Annotated in this window: 12 protein-coding genes; 7 read left to right on the forward strand and 5 right to left on the reverse strand. The window is 47.5% G+C overall.

Features of this window, described 5'->3' with window-relative positions; genetic code table 11:
* Positions 1 to 215: 215 nt before the first annotated feature.
* The 4 genes from HU824_RS11655 to dxs all read right to left on the reverse strand — a co-directional run bounded on the left by HU824_RS11655 (position 216) and on the right by dxs (position 5,499).
* Entirely contained in the window at positions 216 to 587 is a 372-nt protein-coding gene (locus HU824_RS11655) for a hypothetical protein (protein WP_005823953.1), read from the reverse strand.
* Between the two features lie 103 nt (positions 588 to 690).
* On the reverse strand, positions 691 to 2,142 hold the full coding sequence (locus HU824_RS11660) for a TrkH family potassium uptake protein (RefSeq protein WP_176468941.1): 1,452 nt from the start codon (positions 2,140 to 2,142) through the stop codon (positions 691 to 693).
* Between the two features lie 21 nt (positions 2,143 to 2,163).
* Complete coding sequence (gene trkA, locus HU824_RS11665) at positions 2,164 to 3,504, reverse strand: Trk system potassium transporter TrkA (RefSeq protein WP_176468942.1); 1,341 nt, start codon at positions 3,502 to 3,504, stop codon at positions 2,164 to 2,166.
* A gap of 87 nt (positions 3,505 to 3,591) precedes the next feature.
* Positions 3,592 to 5,499: a 1-deoxy-D-xylulose-5-phosphate synthase gene (gene dxs, locus HU824_RS11670; protein WP_136009883.1), complete on the reverse strand. Its 1,908-nt coding sequence runs from the start codon at positions 5,497 to 5,499 to the stop codon at positions 3,592 to 3,594.
* A 527-nt stretch (positions 5,500 to 6,026) separates the two neighbouring features.
* Here dxs and HU824_RS11675 point away from each other — a divergent pair.
* From HU824_RS11675 to HU824_RS11700, 7 genes are all read left to right on the forward strand, one after another.
* Positions 6,027 to 6,566 (forward strand): hypothetical protein, encoded by a 540-nt coding sequence (locus HU824_RS11675; protein WP_136009884.1) that lies wholly within the window; start codon positions 6,027 to 6,029, stop codon positions 6,564 to 6,566.
* 61 nt (positions 6,567 to 6,627) lie between these two features.
* Positions 6,628 to 6,774 (forward strand): hypothetical protein, encoded by a 147-nt coding sequence (locus HU824_RS19525; protein ID WP_217994196.1) that lies wholly within the window; start codon positions 6,628 to 6,630, stop codon positions 6,772 to 6,774.
* Between the two features lie 83 nt (positions 6,775 to 6,857).
* Positions 6,858 to 7,847, forward strand: coding sequence for a GSCFA domain-containing protein (locus HU824_RS11680; RefSeq protein ID WP_176468943.1), 990 nt, complete (start codon positions 6,858 to 6,860; stop codon positions 7,845 to 7,847).
* Complete coding sequence (locus HU824_RS11685; RefSeq protein ID WP_176468944.1) at positions 7,823 to 10,348, forward strand: bifunctional UDP-N-acetylmuramoyl-tripeptide:D-alanyl-D-alanine ligase/alanine racemase; 2,526 nt, start codon at positions 7,823 to 7,825, stop codon at positions 10,346 to 10,348. The genes HU824_RS11680 and HU824_RS11685 overlap by 25 nt, the downstream gene beginning before the upstream one ends.
* A 124-nt stretch (positions 10,349 to 10,472) precedes the next feature.
* On the forward strand, positions 10,473 to 10,688 hold the full coding sequence (locus HU824_RS11690) for a twin-arginine translocase TatA/TatE family subunit (RefSeq protein WP_136009887.1): 216 nt from the start codon (positions 10,473 to 10,475) through the stop codon (positions 10,686 to 10,688).
* A gap of 134 nt (positions 10,689 to 10,822) precedes the next feature.
* Positions 10,823 to 11,641: a twin-arginine translocase subunit TatC gene (gene tatC, locus HU824_RS11695; RefSeq protein WP_176468945.1), complete on the forward strand. Its 819-nt coding sequence runs from the start codon at positions 10,823 to 10,825 to the stop codon at positions 11,639 to 11,641.
* The gene (locus tag HU824_RS11700) at positions 11,641 to 15,069 is read left to right on the forward strand and encodes a DEAD/DEAH box helicase (RefSeq protein WP_176468962.1); all 3,429 of its coding nucleotides are present in this window, start codon (positions 11,641 to 11,643) and stop codon (positions 15,067 to 15,069) included. The genes tatC and HU824_RS11700 overlap by 1 nt, the downstream gene beginning before the upstream one ends.
* A gap of 324 nt (positions 15,070 to 15,393) precedes the next feature.
* On the opposite strand, the gene HU824_RS11705 is transcribed toward HU824_RS11700, so the two are convergent.
* Positions 15,394 to 16,884: an MFS transporter gene (locus HU824_RS11705; protein ID WP_176468946.1), complete on the reverse strand. Its 1,491-nt coding sequence runs from the start codon at positions 16,882 to 16,884 to the stop codon at positions 15,394 to 15,396.
* Positions 16,885 to 16,998: the final 114 nt, after the last annotated feature.

Below are 16,998 nucleotides of genomic sequence, written 5' to 3' on the forward strand. Positions count from 1 at the left end.
GGATTATGTCTCGACTGACAATCTGTTCTACGCTGTCAATCGAGGCCTGGCGGGGCTGGGCAAATCCCACTTTATCAACTTCTCCAAAAGAGCCTGATATGTTCATTTATTTTTCTGAATTACTTATATAATAATAGATACATCGCACCGGAGGACAAAACCTCTGATTTGTTGTCCGGCGAGGTCAGGGGCAAGCGTCTGCGCTTGCAGGCCTTCTAAATGATAATCTTTCTTAGCCCGAACACGTAATAATTCGCGTCGGGTACGGGATGAGGAGACAGATTCAACAAACGGTCGCATTCCGGTGCATAGGCATGCTGCTGCATCTTGTAGATATACATGCGCAGGAGTACGCTTTTGTTGGTTGGTACTTGCGTATGGTCCACATGTTCTATGCAGAGGGAGTTTGGTGAAAACAAGTCGTAGAACTTCTGGACTGCTTGTTGGGTGGTAGGAGCTTGTGACAGCGTGCAGCATTCTGCTTGTCGGGTGGCAGGAACGCACAAAATGTCTGCAGCTCCGGTTGCACTGTCGTGCAATAGGGCTGCAAAGATTATGATTAAACAGTATTTAATGCATTGCTTCATACCACAATTCTCTCTTTCAAGGGCGCAAAGATATAATAAGTATTGTTCAATTTGCTATCCCCGCATAACAAAAAATGATTATTTTTACACTTTTTATCCTAAATCAATTTCGTTTCCAGAAATCCGGTGTGAAAAGCAGCAGTACGGTAAATAACTCAAGACGACCCAGAAGCATTAAAAAGGATAACAGCCATTTAGCTGCATCGGGCAGGGCATTCCACGAATAGGCAGGTCCGGTTTTACCCAATCCGGGTCCCATATTACCGATACTGGAAATAACGCAGCCCATTGATTCTTCAGCTCCGACCCCCATAGCCATCATGAGCAGTGTGCCGATGACTATAATGGCGATATAAATAAAACAAAAAGCCAGTACGGTGGAGACAATGGAGGGAGAGATTACCTGCTTGTTTATCCGTACCGGAAGTATGGCATTGGGATGTAGGATGTGTTTGAACTCGTTTCGTGAAACTTTGGTAAGAATTACCATACGTATACACTTCAAGCCTCCGGTGGTACTGCCTGCACACGCTCCCATCAGCATGATGATGGTAAGCAGCCCCCACAAGACGGGTGTCCATTGCATATAGTCATCTGTCGCAAAACCGGTGGAGGTCTGGAGGGAGATTACCTGGAACAAGGATTTGCGGAAGGATTCTTCCATCCCCATGGGACTGGTATAGTAAAGCACGATGGCTATGACGGCAGTGAAGAGCATAACTGAACCGAAATAGAATTTCAGCTCGGCATTGCCGATGAACTTCTTGAATTTCCGGTTGACGAACAATAATAGCAAGGTGAAGTTGATGCCGGAGATAAACATGAAAATGGAGATGACATATTCTATATAAGGAGAATTGTAGTAGGCAACGCTGGCCTGCTTGGTGGAGAAGCCACCGGTACCGGTAGTGGCAAATGCATGGCAGATACTGTCGAACCAGTCCATACCTCCAAGCATCAGCAGACCGACAAGCAGAGCGGTTATGCCGGCATAGATACTCCAAATCCATTTGGCGGTGATACCGATACGGGGATGAACCTTGTCATGTGTAGGGCCGCTTGCCTCGGCGGCGAACACCTGCAGGCCACTGACTCCGAAGATGGGAAGCACTGCAATGGTGAACATGATGATTCCCAAGCCGCCAATCCACTGTGTCATACTGCGCCAGAACAGTATTCCATGAGGAAGTGACTCGATGTCGTCCAAGATGGTGGCACCCGTACTGCTGAAACCGGACATGGTTTCGAAGAATGCATTGGCAATGTCGGGTATGTATCCGCCTATATAGAAAGGCAGCATTCCGAAAAGAGAGAATGCCACCCAGGCAAAGCTGACCAGTACATATCCGTCACGGCGCGTCAGTTGTCGTTCACCTCCCTTGCCGAGAGCCGCCAGCAATAAGCCTACCCCTGCTGTGATGCCTCCTGCTTTCCAGAAGTCGAGCATATCGCTTTCTCTGTAGTAGAAGGACACGCCCGAACAGACCAGAAACATGACTGTTTCCAGCAATAGCAGAATACCGATAATCCGTATGATTGTCTTGAAGTTAATCATTTACCAACTACTCATTCTCAATTAGTTAAAGTATTTTTCGATTTTCTTAATCATCATGTTCAGGCAGAATACCACTACATGGTCACCCGGCTGTATCAGGGTGTTACCCATAACCACGACGCCTTCCCCCTGACGGATAAGTCCGCCGATGGTGGCTCCTTTCGGGAGGCCGAGGTCTTTTACCGGATGTTTGGTAATCTTCGAGCCGGCCTTAACGGTAAATTCCGCTACATCGGCATTGGCAAAGGTCAGGCATTTCACGTTGCTGACGTCCGCATCCAGCATCATCTGGTAGATGTGGCTGGCGGCAATCATCTTCTTGTTGATGACGGTTCCTATATCCAGGCTCTCGGCCATGCCGATGTAGTCGATGTTCTCTACTTCGGCCACGGTCTTGGCAACTCCCATGCGTTTGGCGGCGAGGCAGGCCAGGATATTGGTTTCCGAGTTGTCGGTCAGAGCCACGAAAGCTTCCGTGTTCTTTAGCCCTTCCTCTACAAGGAGATCCATGTCGCGTCCGTCACCGTTGATAATCATGGTACTGTCGTCCAGCAGTTCGGTCAGGCGATTGCAACGGGATAAGTCGTTTTCAATGATTTTCAACTGCATGTAGTCGGGTACGTATTGGGCGGTACGCACGGCGATGCGGCTGCCGCCCATGATCATCACGTTGCGTATGTCGGCATATTCTTCTTTACCGGCTATCTTGCGTATGTAGGGGATGTATTTGCGGGTGGTAGTGAAGTAGACGATATCGTGCAGGCGGATAGTGTCGTCACCTCGCGGAATTTTTGTTTCGCTGCCTCGCTTGATGGCCACTATGTGGTAGGGCATCTCCGGTCCTCCCAGTTCGTGGAGGGGAATGTTCAGTATTTCGGCCTTTTCGCGCATCTTGGTACCTATCAGTACCAAGGCACCTCCGCAGAATTCCCACCATTGCCGTACCCAGCTCATGCGTACGGCTGATACAATCTCTTTAGCAGCAAGCATTTCAGGATAAATAAGTGAATCCACGCCTAATTTCTTGAAGAATTCCTTGTGTTTGGGCAATAGGTATTCGTAATTGTCAATGCGTGCCACGGTCTTTTCCGCTCCCAGGTTGGTGGCCAGCATGCAGGCGGTCATGTTGCGGCTTTCGTCGGGGGTGACGGCTATGAAGAGGTCGGCTTCTCCCGCTCCCACTTCTTTCAGACCTTTGATAGAGGTGGGAGATGCCACGACGGTCATCAGGTCGAAGTTGGAACTTAGGGAAGTCAGCCTTTCTTCGTTATCGTCCATCAGAATGATATCCTGCTTCTCGCGGGACAGCAATTTAGCCAAGTGTGTGCCTACTGCGCCGGCACCTGCAATAATTATTTTCACAATGTTTTAGAGAATAAAGAATGAAGAATGAAGAATGAAGAGTTTCCTTACGGACGGCTGTATGGGTGTAGCCGGACTTTTCATTCGTCAATCATCGTCCTTAATTAATATATTATAGATTCCCTCTTCGTCCATCTCGCAAAGATGATGCAACTCTTGTATAGTACCGTGTTCTATAAAGGCATCGGGTACACCGATACGTCTGATATGGGGAATATAGTCATTGTCTGCCATGAACTCCAGTACGGCACTGCCCATTCCTCCTTTTTTGACGCCGTCTTCTATGGTGACGACATGCTGGAAGTTGAGTCCTACCTCGTGCAGCAGGGCTTCGTCGAGCGGCTTGAGAAAACGCAGGTCGTAGTGGGCTATGGAGAGTCCTTTGTCCTTTTCCGCACGCTCTATGGCACGAGCGGCTACATTTCCTATGGGGCCGAGGGTGATGACTGCCAGGTCTTTGCCTTCTTTCAGTTTACGCCCTTTGCCTATGGGTACTTCTTCCAGCGGACATTTCCAGTCCAGCAATGCGCCGCGTCCGCGGGGATAGCGGATGACGAACGGACCTTTGTCCGGCAACTGTGCGGTGTACATCAGGCGGCGCAATTCATGTTCGTCCATCGGTGAAGATATGGTCAGGTTGGGAATCGGACGGAAATAGGCCAAGTCGAAAACTCCGTGGTGTGTCGGTCCGTCTTCTCCCACCAGTCCGGCGCGGTCCAGACAAAGCACGACGGGGAGGCGGAGCAGGGCGATGTCATGGATGACATTGTCGTATGCCCGCTGCATGAAGGAAGAGTAGATATTGCAGAAAGGCTGCATTCCCTCTTTGGCCATACCGCCCGAGAAAGTGGCGGCATGCCCTTCGGCGATACCCACATCGAAGGCACGGTCGGGCATGGCGTCCATCAGCTTGTTCATGGAGCAGCCGGTGGGCATGGCGGGGGTTACTCCGACGATTTTCGGATTTTCCTTTGCCAGTTCTACCAGTGTTTCCCCGAACACGTCCTGAAAAAGCGGAGGCAAGTTGCTGGTATCTGTCTTGAGGCGTTCTCCGGTTTCCGGATTGAACTTGCCCGGTGCGTGCCAGATGTCCGGATTCTTCTCGGCAGGTTCGAAGCCTTTTCCCTTCACGGTGTGCAGATGCAGTATTTTCGGTCCCTGCATATCTTTGATGTCCCGCAGGACACGGGCTATGTTTTTCACATCGTGTCCGTTGATGGGGCCGAAGTAGCGGATGTTCATCCCTTCAAAGATATTCTGTTGCCGGGCGGCCATTGATTTCAGGCTGTTGGCAAAGCGGATTAGTGCTTTGCGGCGGTCTTCGTTCAGGAGTCCCATTTTGAATAGCAGTCTGGATGTCTTGAAGCGCAACTGGTTGTAGCGGTTGCTGGTAGTCAGGTTGAAAAGGTACTGCTTCATGCCACCTACACTTCTGTCTATCGACATATCGTTGTCGTTGAGAATGATGAGAAGGTTGTTGGGGGTGGACGAAGCGTTGTTCAGTCCCTCGAAAGCCAGACCGCCGCTCATGCTTCCGTCACCGATGACGGCAACTACGCGCCGGTCTTTTTCTCCCTTCTTGGTTGCGGCTACCGCCATGCCGAGAGCCGCCGAAATGGAATTTGACGCATGTCCGCAGGCGAATGTGTCATAATCGCTTTCCTCCGGTGAAGGAAAAGGACGGACTCCCTTGAATTTACGGTTGGTGGAGAATGCTTCGCGGCGTCCGGTCAGTATCTTGTGTCCATACGCCTGATGGCCCACATCCCAGACTATGCGGTCGTGCGGAGTGTTGAACACGTAGTGCAAGGCAACGGTCAGCTCTACCGTGCCCAGGCTGGCTGCGAAATGTCCGGGGTTACACGAAACCTCTTTTATAATGTCTTGCCTCAATTCTTTACAGACTTCAGGAAGCTCTTCTACGCTGAGTTGTCGTAAATCCTCGGGAAATGTAATGGTGTTAAGCAAGTTATATGTTGTTGGTTCTGTTCTCATTTCTAATCTGAAGATTACAAGATGCAAAAATAGCAAAAGAAAACGGATGCTATTTGCTTTTCAAGGAAAAAATCGCGTATCTTCCATGGCTTTTTCATTTATTGGAGGAGTTTAAGAGGGGGGATTGCCCTTCGGGTTCAGTATCCAAAGCCGATACTTCTGTGAATACATACGCAAGGGTATCGGTTCTGACATCTTTAACTCCTAACGGAGAGAAGTGATAGCTCCTGTAAATGAAAAAGCTGTGAGCGGGCAGATTACTGCCAATATGTTGGCAAGGTCTTGCCAACATGCAGTCAAAAGATTGCCAACTTATTGGCAAAAGTTTGCCTAGCTGTTGTCAAGAGATGAAGTAAATACACGGCTTTTTCATTTAAGGAAACTGTGGGTACATGCAATAAAAAAGTGAAATCAAGCTTGTGGATATTCGTTCCAAAGTAAGTATTCAACAAATACTTCAGAACGAATACTATAATCAACCGAATAAAACTTATGTGTTGGGTACTCACGTAGGCTATTCATACTATATGAATGAATATAGTTATATTCAGCCTGAATATAATTTTACGCACAAAACTCAGGATAAGGATTCTCACCGCTATTTGCTCGATAGGCTGGAAGAGGAAGGTGTATTCGGTTCACTGCCTGTTGGTTATCATTCTGTGCTTGATGCTGACAATAGCTTTACTTCGCGATACCGGGACAACACACATCAGCTGTCAGTACGTATAAGCCACTGGACGAAACGCTTTTCTTTTATAGTAACTCCACAAGTCTATATTTTCGATCAGTCATTGGACTACCGACGTGGCGGCAAGCATCATTGTGTGAACCGCAACACGGCTTCGTTCGCTTTGGCTTCATGGACAGAGATGGTGTATAGTTTCGCTTTTAAAGATGACCCCTTTATGGGGGCGCAATCCACGCAAAACATCAAGTTGAGCTACCTGATAACTCCCCGCACACCCGACTTGGCCTATTTGGTGCCTATCAAAAATGCTGTTGCCCCGTTGAACATCTACGAAGGCGTGGAGAAACTCGCTGCAAATACGGCATGTGAATCATGAGTTTTCCATTGGTTCGTCAACGGGATGCGATGCAGTGCGGAATTGCTTGCCTCACAATGTCATGCAAGATGTGAAAATCTCTCTTGAACGCATCAATGAAATTCATTGTTCGCAAGATGAACAAAAGCTTGTAGGCAAACTTACCGATTTTGCTCGTGTGGATAAGTCTGTTCTTTTCTTGTTTTGGCTGTTTGCAAGCATAAAATGATTACGTTTTGTAATTATTTCATAGCTTTCTTTCATTATCTTTGTTGCCTTGAAATGACGACTCATAAAATGTAGTGAAGACATATGAACTTACGTACCCCAGTTGAACTGCCTGCCGGATTGTTCCGGATGAAGCATGCCGACCACTTGATGCTGCTCGGTTCTTGTTTTGCTGCCGAAATGGGGGAAAGGCTGCTGAACATTAAATTCCGTTGTAATGTTAACCCGTACGGGGTGATTTATAATCCACTTTCCATCTCTGTCGCATTGCGGGAGATAGAAGCCGGGAAGAGTTATGGAACAGAGGAACTTTTTCTTTTTCGTGAACTTTGGCATAGTCCTATGCACCATGGTGAATTTTCTTCTTCTGATAAGGAAAAAGTGTTGGAAAACATCAACACCCGACTACGGGAGGCACATGCTGCCTTCTCTCAATTGGACTACCTTCTGCTTACTTTTGGTACAGCGTGGGTTTATGAGTCCAAGGAGAGTGGACGTGTGGTATCCAACTGCCACAAACAACCGGAGGCAAAGTTTACACGTCGTAAACTTTCTGTGGATGAAATTGTGTTTGATTATAGGAACTTGTTGTCGGATGTACTGGTACGAAACCCTAAGCTGAAAGTATTGTTTACCGTTAGTCCCATCCGTCATGTCCGCGATGGATTGCATGCCAATAACCTAAGTAAAGCAACTTTGCTGTTGGCTGTCGAGCAACTTCAGACACTTTTTCCGGAACATGCCTTTTACTTTCCGGCTTATGAGCTGCTACTCGACGAATTGCGTGACTATCGCTTTTATGCCGACGATATGGCGCATCCTTCTAAGCTTGCTGTCGATTATGTCTGGGAGCGATTCGTGCATTCCTGCATCTCTGACGATGCGTTACGGATTATGGAAGAAAGTGAAAATATCCGTAAGATGTTGTCGCATAGACCATTTTATCCCGATTCAGAAGAGTATAAGCGTTTTTTAGGACAAATTGTGTTAAAAATAGACCAACTTAACGGAAAATACCCGTACTTAGATTTCCAAAAAGAGAGAGAAATATGTCGTATTCGATTGAAAGCATAACCGAAAGTATTGGCGCACGGCGTGTGGGAAACGCGCCGGCTACCATAGACTGGCTGCTCACAGACAGCCGTTCCCTGAATTTTCCTGAGGAAACATTATTCTTTGCCTTGACCACCAAGAGGAATGACGGTGCGCGCTATATCGCAGATTTATATGCCCGTGGAGTACGTAATTTTGTGCTTAGCGAAGAAAGCTTTAGATTAATTGAGCATGGAGAATTGAAAATTGATAATGATGCGCAGCAACCCGCTATCCATTTTCAATCTTCCACTGTCAACTACCTTATTGTTTCCAATCCGCTGAAAGCCCTGCAAAAACTGGCGGAACAGCATCGGAACCAGTTCCAGATACCGGTCATCGGTATTACGGGAAGCAACGGCAAGACTGTTGTGAAGGAATGGCTGCACCAGTTGCTCTGTCCGGAACGTGCCATTATCCGTTCTCCCCGCAGTTATAACTCACAGATTGGAGTGCCTTTGTCCGTGTGGCAGATGAACGAACAGTCCGAACTTGCTATTTTTGAAGCCGGTATTTCCGAGCCGGGGGAAATGCGAGCTTTGCAGAACATCATCAAGCCTACCATAGGCATCCTGACCAATATAGGAGGGGCTCATCAGGAAAATTTCTTCTCGTTGCAGGAGAAATGCATGGAGAAGCTGACGCTTTTCAAGAATTGTGATGTCGTGATTTATAATGGTGACGATGAGTTCGTCAGCAACTGTGTGGCGAAGTCCATGCTTTCTGCACGTGAGATTGCGTGGAGCCGGAAAGATATGGAACGTCCTTTATATATAAGTAAAGTCGAGAAACAGGATAACTGTACTGTCATTTCCTACCGCTATCTGGATATGGACAATACGTTTACTCTACCGTTCATAGATGATGCTTCCATTGAGAATTCTCTGAACTGTTTGGCCGCATGTCTCTATCTGATGCTTCCTGCCGAACGGATTACGGAGCGTATGGAAAGATTGGAACCCATTGCCATGCGTCTGGAAGTCAAAGAGGGAAAAAACAACTGCCTGCTGATTAACGACAGTTATAATTCTGACCTTGGCTCATTGGATATTGCACTCGATTTTCTTTACCGCCGTTCGCAAAGTAAGGGATTGAGGCGGACTTTGATTCTTTCGGATATATTGGAGACCGGTCAGAATACACCGGCACTTTACCGGCAAGTGGCACAGCTGGTAAGTAGCCGTGGCATTGAACACATCATAGGTGTAGGAAATGAAATATCTTCCTGCGCTGCACGCTTTAATATAGAGAAAACCTTTTATCCGGATACAGCGGCCTTGATACACGCCATTCAGCGTGGGGAACTTCGCCTTGAAAACGAGATTATCCTGATTAAGGGGGCGCGTAAGTTCGGTTTTGACTCCTTGACGGAAGTATTGGAGAAGAAGGTGCACGAAACCATTCTGGAGGTTAATCTTGGAGCGATGATTGCCAATCTGAACTATTATCGTGGCAAACTGAAGCCGGAAACAAAGTTGGTCTGCATGGTGAAAGCCTCCGCTTACGGTGCGGGTTCTTATGAGATAGCCAAGACTTTGCAGGAACATCATGTCGATTATCTTGCCGTGGCGGTTGCCGACGAAGGCTCCGAACTCCGCAAAGCGGGTATCACTGCGAGCATCATCATTATGAATCCTGAGATGACTGCTTTCAAGACTATGTTCGATTATAAGTTGGAACCCGAAGTATATAGCTTCCATCTGCTGGACGCTCTGATTAAAGAAGCGGAAAAGGAAGGTATCACAAACTTCCCCATCCACGTAAAGCTGGATACCGGTATGCACCGTCTGGGATTTGCACCGGAGGATATGCCCCGGCTGATAGAACGGCTGAAGGGACAGAATGCCGTGATTGTCCGTTCCGTCTTCTCGCATTTGGTAGGGAGCGATTCGCAGCAATTCGACAGTTTTACACGTCGGCAGATAGAAATGTTCGAAAAAGCGTCCATGGAATTGCAAGGAGCTTTTTCGCATAAGATACTTCGCCATATCTGTAATTCTGCAGGTATCGAACGTTTCCCGGGAGCGCAATTCGACATGGTGCGTCTGGGTATCGGTCTTTATGGTGTCAATCCCATAGACAATTCTATTATGAATAATGTAAGCACATTGAAGACTACCATCCTTCAGATACGTGATGTTCCTGAAGAGGATACGGTGGGTTATAGCCGGAAAGGGCATCTCACCCGTCCGTCGCGTATAGCGGCTCTTCCCATCGGTTACGCCGACGGCCTGAACCGCCATATTGGAAACGGGCATGCCTATTGTCTTGTAAACGGCCAACGGGCAGCCTATGTAGGCAATATCTGTATGGATGTCTGTATGATTGACGTGACGGACATTGATTGCAAGGAGGGGGACAGTGTGGAAATTTTTGGTGACCATCTGCCTATAACCGTTCTTTCCGATGCACTCGATACGATTCCCTATGAGGTGCTGACAAGTATCTCTACTCGGGTGAAACGTGTTTATTATCAAGACTGAAATAGAGGATGATAGGGAAGGATTGAGAATTAGGGGTGAAGGATTGTGATAAAATTAATCCTTAATCCTTCACCCCTAATCCTTAATTTTCCTATCTTTGCATTATAATTAATCCGATATAACTATGACAAACTTACTTTTATTAGGCTTTCTGCCCAGCGGTTCCGAATGGATAATCATTGCATTGGTTATCTTGCTGTTATTTGGTGGTAAGAAGATTCCTGAACTGATGCGTGGTTTAGGCAAGGGAGTGAAGAGCTTCAAAGATGGTGTGAACGAAGCCAAAGAAGAAATAAGCAAGGCTCAGGAAGATTTGGATAAACCGGCTGAGAAGAAATAAAAAGATTTACAATTTGCGATTTGCGATTTGATACTCTGTAAACTTCAGGAGTATGTGCAGACTTGTTGCCTTTCATCTCATTGTGCACCTAAGTCGTAAATCATAAATCGTCAAATCGTAAATATATTAGTTTTATGGCAGAAAAAGAACTAACCTTTTGGGACCATTTGGACGAGTTGCGCCGAGTGTTGTTCCGTGTACTCGGTGTGTGGTTTGTATTGGCTATCGGTTATTTTATTGCCATGCCTTATCTGTTTGACAATGTGATACTGGCTCCTTGCCATAATGATTTCATTTTCTATGACTTGCTGCGTTGGATTGGGCAGAAACTGGATTTGCAGGATGATTTTTTTACTCAGGAGTTTCATGTGAAGCTTGTCAATATCAATCTTGCCGCACCGTTCTTTGTCCACATGTCTACCGCTTTCTGGATGTCGGTGGTAACGGCTGCTCCTTATATTTTCTATGAGATTTGGCGCTTTGTGAGTCCAGCCCTCTATCCAAACGAGCGCAAAGGGGTGAGGAAAGCGCTGGGTATAGGTACGGTGATGTTCTTCATGGGGGTGTTGCTGGGGTATTTTATGGTCTATCCGCTGACTTTGCGTTTCCTGTCCACCTATCAGTTGAGTGCAGCCATCGAGAATCAAATTTCCCTGAACTCGTACATCGACAATTTCATGATGTTGGTGCTTTGCATGGGACTGGCGTTCGAACTGCCGCTGGTGACATGGCTACTTTCCTTGCTGGGACTGGTACACAAGAGTTTCTTGCGGAAATACCGCCGTCATGCTGTTGTCATTATTGTTATTGCCTCGGCCATCATTACTCCGACCGGTGACCCGTTTACCTTGACAGTAGTGGCGGTGCCGCTTTATCTGCTCTATGAGTTGAGTATCCTGATGATAAAGGATAAAAAGACTGATGAAGTGGAAGAAGTGGATACAGACGAATGATGGATTGTGAAGTAAAGGAATATTTTAGTATATTGCTGGAAGCTTGTCGCGGTGAGGAAATCTCCTTGGACGTGGCCTATCGGCAATTGCGCGAGTTGTTGGAGCGTTTGTGCCGTACACAGATGCCTGACAGCAGTTTGCAGATGACAGACCTTTCTGCACGTATCAGTTTCGTGGCTTCGAAGGCTGGGCTTTCCACCGTGGAGCAAAATCGTCTGCATACTTTCCGGCTGACTTCCAATGCTATCCTGAACCGCCAGGCAGAGCCGCAGCGTGAACAATTGTTGCGTGATGCCAAAACGCTGGCATTCTTTGTAAAGCGCTTGACGGGGGAGGAGATACCTGCGGATCTCTATCGCCTGCTACCCCGTGCGGATGCCACCTATATAGTGGCGCCGCCCGCCAAAGAGCGGATAAAGCGCATGCGTGTCTGTTTTCAGTATGCCGATGATACCTGTTTGTATGTATTACCTGTAGATACTGTGGCCGATGAGCCGTTGCGTGTCCGTTACAATGTACCTCAGATTAATGAAGAGTTTGCAGAAACCTGCCGGATTCTGTGGCGGCATGCCCAGATCAATCTGCTGGATGTTGCGGTGGACGAAGCCGGCATACTCACTCCTTCCTTTATTATACTTGAGCCCGATTACTTGATAGACATCAGTTCGCTTGCCGAATGTTTCAAGGATTACGGGCATCATCCAGCTAACTATATCTTGGCGCGGCTCCAGTCGCCGGACAATACCCGTCCGTTACTGTTGGGTAATATTGCCAACCTTTTTCTGGACGAATGGATTCATGCCAAGGAGGTACCCGATTATCTGGCATGCATGAAGAAGGCCTTCCGTTCTTACCCTATCGAACTGGCAGCATGTGGCGACCTGCGCGACCGGGAGAAAGAAGCTGAATTCTTTTCTGATTGCAAGCGCCATTTCGACAATATCTGTCAGACAGTGACAGAAACATTCCGTGCATCCGGCTATGAGCTCGATAGGACTGATGCCGTGCTGGAACCCTCTTACATTTGTGAAGCATTGGGCTTGCAAGGGCGTCTGGACTATATGCAGCGGGATATGACCTCGTTCATTGAAATGAAGTCAGGCAAGGCGGACGAGTATTCCATCCGGGGCAAGGTGGAGCCTAAAGAAAATAATAAGGTGCAGATGTTGCTCTATCAGGCCGTGTTGGAGTATTCTATGGGAATGGACCATCGGCGTGTAAAGGCTTATCTGCTCTATACCCGTTATCCGTTGCTCTATCCGGCGCGTCCTTCGTGGGCAATGGTGCGCCGCGTGATGGATGTGCGTAACCGGATTGTAGCCAATGAATATGGCATCCAGTTACGGAATAGCCCGCAGTATACGGCAGAGCGCCTGAAAGACATTCGTCCGGACACCTTGAACGAGCGTGGTTTGGACAATACCTTGTGGAAACGTTTCCTTTATCCCTCTATCGATGCTGTAGCACAACGCATTTGTTCTCTTTCGTCGTTAGAGCAAAGTTATTTCTATACGCTCTATAACTTTATAACTAAGGAACTCTATACCTCCAAATCTGGAGATGTAGATTATGAAGGACGTACCGGTGCTGCCGCCCTCTGGCTTTCCACTCTGGCTGAGAAATGTGAGGCAGGTGAAATTCTGTACGATTTGACTATTTGCGAGAATCATGCGGCAGATGCGCATAAGCCGTATTTGTCACTCAGAACGAAGCAAACTGTTGTTTCCCGGCAGGAGCGGGTTCTTCCCAATTTCCGTCAGGGTGATGCGGTGGTTCTTTATGAACGGAATAAGGATACCGACAACGTTACCAACAAGATGGTGTTTAAAGGCAATATAGAGCGCATATCCGATGACGAAGTTTGCATCCGTCTTCGTGCCACGCAGCAGAATGCGGGGGTATTGCCTGCTGCTAGTCTCTATGCCATAGAGCACGACTATATGGACACCTCCTTCCGTAGCATGTATCTGGGACTTTCCGCTTTTCTTTCTGCCACCCAAAGACGGCGTGACTTGTTGTTGGGGCAGCGCCCTCCCGAATTCGATGCTTCTTTGGATGCCAGTATTGCGACCGCTCCGGATGATTTTTCGCGGATTACTTTGAAAGCGCAGGCTGCCCGCGACTATTTCCTTTTAATCGGTCCTCCGGGTACCGGCAAGACTTCCCGTGCGTTGCGGGGCATGGTAGAAGCCTTTTACCGGGAGGGGAAACAGATTCTGCTGCTTTCGTATACCAATCGCGCCGTAGACGAAATCAGTAAGGCGCTGGCTTCCATTGAGCCGGAAATATACTTTATCCGTCTAGGCAGTGAGTTGTCTTGCGACGAGTCATTCCGTCCGTATCTGATTGAGAATGTGCTGGAATCTTGTGCCACTCGGCGGCAGGTGCAGGAGCGCATTGCCCGTTGCCGTGTTTTTGTCGGTACGGTTGCCACGCTTTCTTCCAAGACCGAGCTTTTTCGGTTGAAGACTTTTGATGTAGCGATTGTGGATGAGGCTACCCAAATTTTGGAACCACAACTGCTGGGGGTGCTCTGTACCCGCAATCCCGCAGGTGCGGATGCCATTGGCAAATTTATTTTGATAGGTGACCATAAGCAGCTGCCTGCAGTGGTCTTGCAGTCGTCCCAACAGTCGGAAGTGTGTGACGAAGCATTGCAGGCCATCGGATTGTATAATTTGAAAGATTCCCTTTTCGAACGCCTTTATAGAAACCTGTCCAGAGAGGGTGTCAATCGCCAGGCATCAACCTCTCGTTCTTCATCCCTTATCCCTCATCCCTCTTATGACATGCTCTGCCGTCAGGGGCGCATGAATATCGAAGTAGCTTTGTTTCCTAACCAGGCTTTTTATGGTGGTCTGCTGGAGCCGGTTGGTCTGCCACACCAGCAGGGCGAGCTGAGCCTTGCTCCTGAGTTGTGTGATTGTGAATTTGCCGATTTGTTGACTCGTCGTGTCGCTTTTCTGCCTTCCGCAGTCGAACCGCCGGCACAGTCGGCCAAGATGAACCATTCGGAGGCGCGGATTGTGGCACGGTTGGCAGCGGCCATCTACCGGCAGTATGCTGCTGTTTCCGGTTTCAATCCGGCTGTCACTTTAGGTGTAATTACTCCTTATCGCAGTCAGATAGCCTTGATTAAGAAAGAGATTGCCACTTTGGGTATTGCTCCTTTGGAGGATATATTGGTAGACACCGTGGAACGCTTCCAAGGTAGCGAACGGGATGTCATTATCTACTCTTTCTGTGTGAATCGGGCTTATCAGTTGAAGTTTCTGGCAAATATGACGGAGGAAAACGGTACTTGGATTGACCGGAAATTGAATGTTGCCCTTACTCGTGCCCGTAAGCAGATGTTTATGACAGGAGTGCCGCAACTATTGAAACTTAATCCTATTTATGCCGAGCTTTTGTCGGTAGTTTGTCATTGACAACTGCGCTATTTAGTAAATTTTAAATATTTTCAGCTTCTTTATATAGTTTATTAATAACGCTGTGTGAGATAAACCATTATCTTTGCATCACGTTTTTTTCATAGAGATTTAGATTTAAGGTTAGAAGAATTGTGGAAGTCGTGAGACTTCCCTTTTTTTCATCTTAAATTGTGTTCCATTTACAGTTTTTTGTTTTTGACTGTAATTGAACGAAGAAAAGCCATTTCGTGAGAAAAGGCTTTTTTTGTGCGGAGTTTGCAAGGCATGTAATGCACTTTGCAAACTCTGCATGGCTCTGAATATCTATAAAAAGACTTCTGATTAGTCCACTATAATCGGTTTGTACCTCGGAACCAGTGCCTTCATGATGCACCAGCCTATCAGGTAGGACACTGCACACACACAGAAGATGATGAAGTATCCGGCAGGTTTGCCCTGGAATCCAAGAAATACCATTTGTGTCTTGTCGGCATAGTCGAACAGCAAACCGGAATTCATGTTAATGAGGAATGAGCTGATGCCGCCTGCCATACCTCCGATTCCCACAATGGTGGCAATTGTGCTCTTGGGAAACATATCACCTACTACAGAATAGATATTGGCCGACCAAGACTGATGGGCCGCGCCTGCAATACCTATGATGATAATCGGGAACCAATAGGCTTGTTCGCCGAATACCTCCTTATTGCCCAATGGTTGTGCAAACAATGCCAATAGTGGGAACAGTGCGAAGATGAACATGGCCTGCATGCGTGCGGCATAGGGGTTCTTGCCAGTCTTGTTAATAATGATGGTGGGCAGTTTCCCGCCATAGATGGACAGCATTGTGATGGCATAGAGCATGAAGATAAGCATCTGTGCTGTGGGAGTATCTGAGGAGAATCCGTAAACGTCCGAGATGTATGCGGGTGCCCAGAAGAGGAAGAACCACCATACACCGTCCGTCATGAACTTGCCGAAAAATACAGCCCAAGTCTGCGGATATTTGAAACATTGCAGGAAAGAAATGCTTTTTTCGTCGTTGGTTGCCGGAGTAGCTGTTTTTTTATCCTCCTCGTTGTCTTTGTCTTGTTCTATATACGTCAGTTCAGCAGCGTTTACGTGTGGATTTTCATCAGGCTTCTTATACATGAACATCCACAGTCCCATCCAGATGAAACCCAATCCGCCGATAACAATAAAAGCCATTTCCCAGCCGTTGCCCACGCCCATGCGTTGGAAGTAGCGGGCCAGGGTAGGGATACACAATGGGGCTATCAGTGCTCCGATAGTAGAGCCGGCATTGAAGATGGAAGTGGAGAAGGCGCGGTCTTTTTTGGGAAAATATTCGGCTGTCACCTTGATGGCGGCAGGAAAGTTTCCTGCTTCACCTATGCCCAGTATGATACGGGTGGCAATGAAGTAATAAACGCTGGTGATGGCTATGGTAGAGGCCAATGCACCGGTAGCGCTAATCATGTTGGCGGCATTTTCAATGCCGAGGGTTATTTCTGTGGCAAGTCCGCAGAGGGCGTGCATACAAGCGCCGATAGACCATACGGCAATGGCCCATAAATATCCTTTCTTCGTTCCCATCCAGTCGATGAAACGTCCGGCAAACAGATTGCCTAAGGCATAGACGATGGAAAAGATAGCCGTGATGTAGCCGTAGTGTGTATCAGTCCAGTGGAATTCGGGGGAGATGAAATCTTTCCAGGTCAATGAAAGAACCTGGCGGTCGAGGTAGTTGACGGTTGTCGCGAAGAATAGCATGGCGCAGATAATCCAGCGGTAGTTGGTCATCCGCCCCGTAGTGTTTTGAAATGTACTCATGATAATAGATTTATATTTTGATGCAAATGCAGGGGCTTGTGTGTTATTCGAGGTGTAATATCGGGTAAAAAGGATGTAGAAAATGACAAAAATAGGCATGGACTTAGTCCATGC

The organism is Bacteroides sp. L10-4 (genome assembly GCF_013373675.1).
Classification (GTDB): Bacteria; Bacteroidota; Bacteroidia; order Bacteroidales; family Bacteroidaceae; genus Bacteroides; species Bacteroides muris.